This is a genomic window from Bathymodiolus heckerae thiotrophic gill symbiont (genome assembly GCF_900128515.1).
Classification (GTDB): domain Bacteria; phylum Pseudomonadota; class Gammaproteobacteria; order PS1; family Pseudothioglobaceae; genus Thioglobus_A.
Window position 1 is genome coordinate 1 of sequence record NZ_FQTP01000142.1, and the last position, 2,538, is coordinate 2,538.

Consider the following 2,538-nt stretch of genomic DNA (forward strand, 5'->3'; position numbering starts at 1 on the left):
AATGGCAAGAATGCCACTGAGTTGGCTGATAAGACTATTAAAGCGCTAAAGCCAATGTCAAGTAAGATTCATACCATTACCTACGATAATGGCTTAGAATTTGCTGAACATGAGCGTATGGCTAAAGCACTGGATGTGGATGTATATTTTGCTCATCCGTATTCTTCTTGGGAAAGAGGTATTAACGAGAATACTAATGGCTTGATTAGACAGTACTTCCCAAAGGGTACTGACTTTAACAAGGTGACAAATTCACAGATTGAATTTGTCATGAAGCGACTCAACACAAGACCTCGAAAAACACGAGGTGGGAAACAACCAGTTGAGTTATTTTTAGGAAAGGCTGTTGATTTATTAACGGCTTAGGAGAAATTGCACTTAATGTGCGAATTCAAGTTATATAAGAGGCTTATTTTAACCTTAAAGAGGCAATATTGAACAAGGTAAATTGATATTTATGCAAAAAAAAAAAGCGTTTGTAAATAGATCAAATTGATATATATATTTATAGGGTTAATTACTGTGTTAAAAACTGGCTTAATTTGGGTGTAGAATAAGGCGATAAAAACACCATTTATTTACCCTAAAGATTGATGCTTTTTCAGAATGGTAAACTATTTTATTTTTAAGTTCAAATTGATATCTATTTATATTAAGCTAAATTTTGAAAAAGTTTAACCACATTTACACTACAATTACCATAAATAGACCTAAATGTAGGTTGTAAAAAAATTAAAAATGCTTATGTAGTACTGTATTTAGCTATACAGTATTTTCATAGAGGATTCAAATCCCTTATTATTTTCCCAATCCTATCTGTAGATTTTATCCAGCCAAAAGTTTAACCACATTTTCACTACTTTTTAGGCATTTTATTGAATTTAAAGTAAGCTAAACTGCTCATTTTTAAATGATTTTATTTTATTTCTTAATCCTAATTTAGACTCCGCATTTGCTCTCGCATAATCACTCATATATGAAATTAAATTTTCCAGGTCAGCAACCTCTTTAACTTTTAAAAATTCTTTTGATTTGTTTATATATATTAGAGATATTTTTTTTCTTTTAAGTAATTCAATTGCATTGCTTAACGTTCCAATACTTTTAGTGTCCCACACCATAAATCCATAATCACAATCTTTAGACATTTGAATATCTTTTGCTGTAAAAAAAGCCCTGGTACCAGGTTTTATATTTGTATGAATCTTCTCAATTAGCCAGTGCCCTATATTGTTCCTTGGGCGCTCACCTGAGCAATAAACAATAACTTTTTTAGTTTGCTTTTTTCTTAGGTATTTTTGAATTGAACTATCCACCCCATCAGCATCACCAACAATAACCTGATAATCAGAATCCACTATATTGTTAATTCTTCCTAAAATATTTTCATCCAAGTTTTTAATTTTCATAGATCCAGATATAAAAACTTTATGCATTATCTTTTCCTAGTTACTGTAGCAACATATACATTGCGTATTTTACTATAATTTTGTAAGCTTTTAGTGGCTGCCTCTAGTGACGAGCCCGTATCAAAAAGATCATCTATTATTAAAACATCATGCAAGCCCTCATTTAGAATATCGTGAATAAAAAGAGCCTCCATTAGAGTGGAAATCTTATCATCTTTTATTGCAATATCCTTTACAGGTAAGGTTACCCTTGTTTTTACAAGTAAATTTCCATAGAACGGAACACCTTTTAAGCGTGAAAATTCTTTTGCAATTTCTATAACCAGCTGCTTAAATCGATCTCTTGACGACGGCATGGGAATTATAAAATCTATAGGAGGAAATATATCAGAAAATGACTTATTCATTTGTTGAGCAATTGGAAAAACTTTCGAAAAATCAGCACGATACTTCAACTGAAAAAGAGCCTCTCCAGCTTCTGAACGAACTGTATTAAACTGCATACGTCTAAATTCGCTATATCCTATAGGAGTGCTGCTTACAGTATGCTTATCTAAAGAATACCCTAACCTCCAAATTCCTACAATTTTCTTGATATTTACTTCCAGAACTACCCCTTTAAAATACAATAAAGTCTATGTAATATTACTCCTTATAAAAGTCGATGCAAATTAAATAAATTTGCAAAGGAATTAAAGAGGCGCAATATTTAACTATCTAACCAAGCAACTCTTTAACCAGGTTAATTGAGTAATTCTTTTTGGGTCATGACAACTTAAGCATATTTAAAATCATGTTAAAGTACCGTTATGAAAGTAAAAAACAAGTATGTAAATCGTTCCCGTATTTCAGAGAAGAAATTTAGAGAAATAATTAAGTATTTTTCTCTTGATTTGAACGCAGTTCAAATCAAGGAATTAACAGGATTGAGCAGACAAACAATCAACAAATATTTAACCGCTATTAGGCTTAGAATTGTAGAACTATCCATACTTCAATCTACCCCACTAGTGGGGCAGATTGAAGTCGATGAAAGCTATTTTGGCGCACGGCGCGTCCGCGGAAAACGCGGCCGTGGCGCCTTAGGGGAAACCATTGTTTTTGGCTTGCTAAAAAGAGGTGATAAGGT

General features: G+C 32.3%; 3 protein-coding genes and 1 pseudogene. 2 read left to right on the forward strand and 2 right to left on the reverse strand.

From position 1 onward, the window contains the following. Nucleotides 1-366: IS30 family transposase (locus BTHERMOSOX_RS10290; RefSeq protein ID WP_138120579.1), on the forward strand; the 366-nt coding region annotated here is incomplete at its 5' end. A 515-nt stretch (nucleotides 367-881) separates the two neighbouring features. Here BTHERMOSOX_RS10290 and BTHERMOSOX_RS10295 read toward each other — a convergent pair. Next, complete coding sequence (locus tag BTHERMOSOX_RS10295) at nucleotides 882-1,436, reverse strand: hypothetical protein (RefSeq protein WP_138121062.1); 555 nt, start codon at nucleotides 1,434-1,436, stop codon at nucleotides 882-884. Then, the gene (locus BTHERMOSOX_RS10300; protein ID WP_249360686.1) at nucleotides 1,436-1,912 is read right to left on the reverse strand and encodes a ComF family protein; all 477 of its coding nucleotides are present in this window, start codon (nucleotides 1,910-1,912) and stop codon (nucleotides 1,436-1,438) included. The genes BTHERMOSOX_RS10295 and BTHERMOSOX_RS10300 overlap by 1 nt, the downstream gene beginning before the upstream one ends. Nucleotides 1,913-2,218: 306 nt before the next feature. Between BTHERMOSOX_RS10300 and BTHERMOSOX_RS10305 the strand changes: the two are divergent. Then, nucleotides 2,219-2,538: pseudogene (locus tag BTHERMOSOX_RS10305) on the forward strand (IS1595-like element ISBaz1 family transposase); the annotation flags it as partial.

Bases quoted from the DNA above. Each gene is read 5' to 3' on its own strand.
- BTHERMOSOX_RS10295 (WP_138121062.1), bottom strand. From the start codon at position 1,436: ATGCATAAAGTTTTTATATCTGGATCTATGAAAATTAAAAACTTGGAT.
- BTHERMOSOX_RS10300 (WP_249360686.1), bottom strand. From the start codon at position 1,912: ATGCAGTTTAATACAGTTCGTTCAGAAGCTGGAGAGGCTCTTTTTCAG.